Source organism: Burkholderia sp. E168m23 (assembly GCF_016586125.1).
GTDB classification, from domain to species: domain Bacteria; phylum Pseudomonadota; class Gammaproteobacteria; order Burkholderiales; family Burkholderiaceae; genus Burkholderia; species Burkholderia orbicola.
On the sequence record NZ_BCPP01000877.1, the window covers coordinates 1 to 3,033 of the forward strand.

Consider the following 3,033-nt stretch of genomic DNA (forward strand, 5'->3'; position numbering starts at 1 on the left):
GAAGATCTTAAACGCAAACGTTTGCACCTGGCCGTGCGCTACGCCGGCCCGTATACGTCGACCGACGATACCGACGTGCTGTTTCGCGAGCGTGTCGTGGCGGTGTGCAGCCCGAGCCTGATGACGGCGGCGGGTGACGCCGCGTCGATGCAGCCGGCCGACCTCGACAAGCACGTGCTGCTGCATCTCGACGACCCGCGCGGCGAATGGCCGTGGCACGGCTGGAGCCATCTGCTGAAGGCGCTCGGCGTGCCGCGGCTGCGGCCGGCCGGGGCGCTGCACTTCAGCCAGTACGATCAACTGGTCCAGGCCGCCGTCGACGGGCACGGCATCGCGATCGGCAGGCGGCCGCTGGTCGACGGGCTGCTGAAGCAGGGGCGGCTCGTCGAGCTGTTCCCGCATTGCACCGTTGCATCGGGCAGCTACGTGCTCGTGCAGAACCCCGATGCGTGCAACGAATTCGATATCGCGGTGCTGACCAACTGGCTGCTCGAACAAGCGTGCCAGCCGCTCGCGTCGGAGCAGGACACGGCCGGCAGCAACGTGCTGCCGATGTATCGCGTCGGATAGCGCGGCGCGGCGGATGCGTCGTGCGCGGCGTCATGCGCGGCACCTGCAACCTGTGCGATGATGCGCCGCTTCGCGTTCGTCGCAGAACGCCGCCGACCGCGGCGCGCCTCCGGGCCACCGCCGAGTCCTGACATCCCGGAGACAGCATGCCCGTACACGGCATTCAAGGCAGTACCCTGCATTACCTCGATCACGGCGCCGGGTTTCCGGTGCTGCTCGGGCACAGCTATCTGTGGGACGCGACGATGTGGGCGCCGCAGATCGACGCGCTGTCGCGCGGGTATCGCGTGATCGCGCCGGACCTGTGGGGGCATGGCGAATCGGGCGCGCTGCCGGACGGCACGCATACGCTCGACGATCTCGCCACGCAGGCGAGCGCGCTGCTCGATGCGCTGGAGATCGACCAGTGCGCGATCGTCGGACTCAGCGTGGGCGGCATGTGGGGCGCACGCCTCGCGTTGCGCGAGCCGCGGCGCGTGCGCTCGCTCGTGATCATGGACGCGTCGCTCGAAGCGGAACCCGATGCGACGCGTGCCCGCTACTTCGGAATGCTCGATGCGATCGAGGCCGCGGGCCGCATCGCGCCGCCGCTGCTCGACGCGATCGTGCCGCTGTTCTTCCGGCCGGACGTCGATCTCGACGACCCGGTGCCGACCGCGTTTCGCGAAGCGCTCGCGAACCTGCCCGCCGACCGGCTGCGGCAATCGATCGCGCCGCTCGGCCGGCTGATCTTCGGCCGGTCCGACACGCTCGCGACCGTCGGCGAACTCGATGCCGCGCGCACGCTGCTGATGTGCGGCGCGGGCGACATGGCGCGGCCGCCGTCGGAAACTGTGAAGATGGCGAGCGTGATCGGCTGCGCACATGCGCTGGTGCCCGACGCCGGCCATATTTCGAACCTGGAGAATCCCGCGTTCGTCACGCGCACGCTGCTCGACTGGTTCGACGCGCAGCAACTGCCGTCGAACTGACGGTCACGCGAACGGCGACGCCCGCGCGGCGTCGCATCGACCTGCGTCACGCACGCTCGCTGACCGGCGTGAACTTCCGGTCGCGCACACGCGCTTCGTCGGCGCCGCCGCGTACGAGGTTCAATGCTTCCGCGCGGCTCGCCACGCACGGCCCGGAGCCGGGCAGCGGCTGACGCGCGGTCTCGCGCAGCGCGAGCACCGACACGATGCCGATGAACGACGCACCCATCAGGTAGTAGGCGGGCATCATCAGGTCGCCGGTGCGATCGACCAGCCACGCGGTGACGAGCGGCGTCGTGCCGCCGAACAGCGACACCGACACGTTGAAGCCGATCGCGAGCGCGCCGTAGCGAATCCGCGTCGGGAACAGCGCGGGCAGCGCCGACGGCATCACGCCCGTGAACGTCGACAGCAGGACGCCGTAGATCAGCATCCCGCCGAAGATCGGCAGCGTGCCGCCGGTGCGGATCAGCATCAGCGCCGGCACCGACAGCGCGAGCAGGCCCACGCAGCCGGCCATCATCACCGGCTTGCGGCCGACCTTGTCCGACAGGTGCCCGGCGTACAGCGTCATCGGCATCATCAGCACCATCACGAGCAGCACCATGAAGAGCCCGTGCGATTCGCGCACGTGCAGCGTCGCCGACAGGTAGCTCGGCAGGTACGACAGCGCCATGTAGTCGGTCACGTTGAAGATCAGCACGAGACCGACGCATTGCAGCAGCGGCTTCCACTGTTCGACGAGCAGCGTCGCGAAGCGCTGCTTCGGCCGCGCGCGTTCGTCCGCTTCGCGCGCTTCGGCTTCCTTTTTGAAGGCCGGCGTTTCCTCCAGCTTGAGCCGCACGTAGAGGCCGACGAGGCCGAGCGGGCCGGCGATGAAGAACGGCACGCGCCAGCCCCACGACAGCAGCGTTTCCTGCGACAGCGTGGCCGTCAGCAGCGCGACCGTGGCCGCGCCGAGCGTATAGCCGATCAGCGTGCCGAACTCGAGGAAGCTGCCCATGAAGCCGCGGCGCCTGTCGGTCGCGAACTCGGCGATGAAGGTGGCCGCGCCGCCGTACTCGCCGCCGGTCGAGAAGCCCTGCACGAGCCGCGCGACGAGCAGCAGGATCGGGGCCATGATGCCGATCGACGCATAGCTCGGGATCAGGCCGATCGCGAAGGTGCCGACGGCCATCATGATCATCGTCGCGGCGAGCACGCGCTGGCGGCCGATCCGATCGCCGAGCGGGCCGAACACCATGCCGCCGAGCGGGCGCACGAGGAACGCGGCCGCGAACGTGCCGAAGGTGGCCAGCAACTGCGCGGACGGGCTGCTGGACGGGAAGAACACCTTGCCGAGCGTGACGGCGATATAGCTGTAGACGCCGAAGTCGAACCATTCCATCGCGTTGCCGAACGCCATCGCGCCGACCGCGCGCTTGAGGACGGCCGGGTCGACGATCGTGATGTCATCCAGCTTGATGGACTGGCGCGAAGACCGGGTTTTCGC

Annotated in this window: 3 protein-coding genes; 2 read left to right on the plus strand and 1 reads right to left on the minus strand. The window is 69.0% G+C overall.

Annotation, left to right across the window (positions count from 1 at the left end; genetic code table 11):
• On the plus strand, positions 1-570 hold a 570-nt coding region (locus tag JMF90_RS31215; protein WP_236598065.1), incomplete at its 5' end, for a LysR substrate-binding domain-containing protein.
• A gap of 146 nt (positions 571-716) precedes the next feature.
• The gene (locus tag JMF90_RS31220; protein ID WP_054928613.1) at positions 717-1,541 is read left to right on the plus strand and encodes an alpha/beta fold hydrolase; all 825 of its coding nucleotides are present in this window, start codon (positions 717-719) and stop codon (positions 1,539-1,541) included.
• A gap of 46 nt (positions 1,542-1,587) precedes the next feature.
• On the opposite strand, the gene proP is transcribed toward JMF90_RS31220, so the two are convergent.
• On the minus strand, positions 1,588-3,033 hold a 1,446-nt coding region (gene proP, locus JMF90_RS31225; protein ID WP_236598066.1), incomplete at its 5' end, for a glycine betaine/L-proline transporter ProP.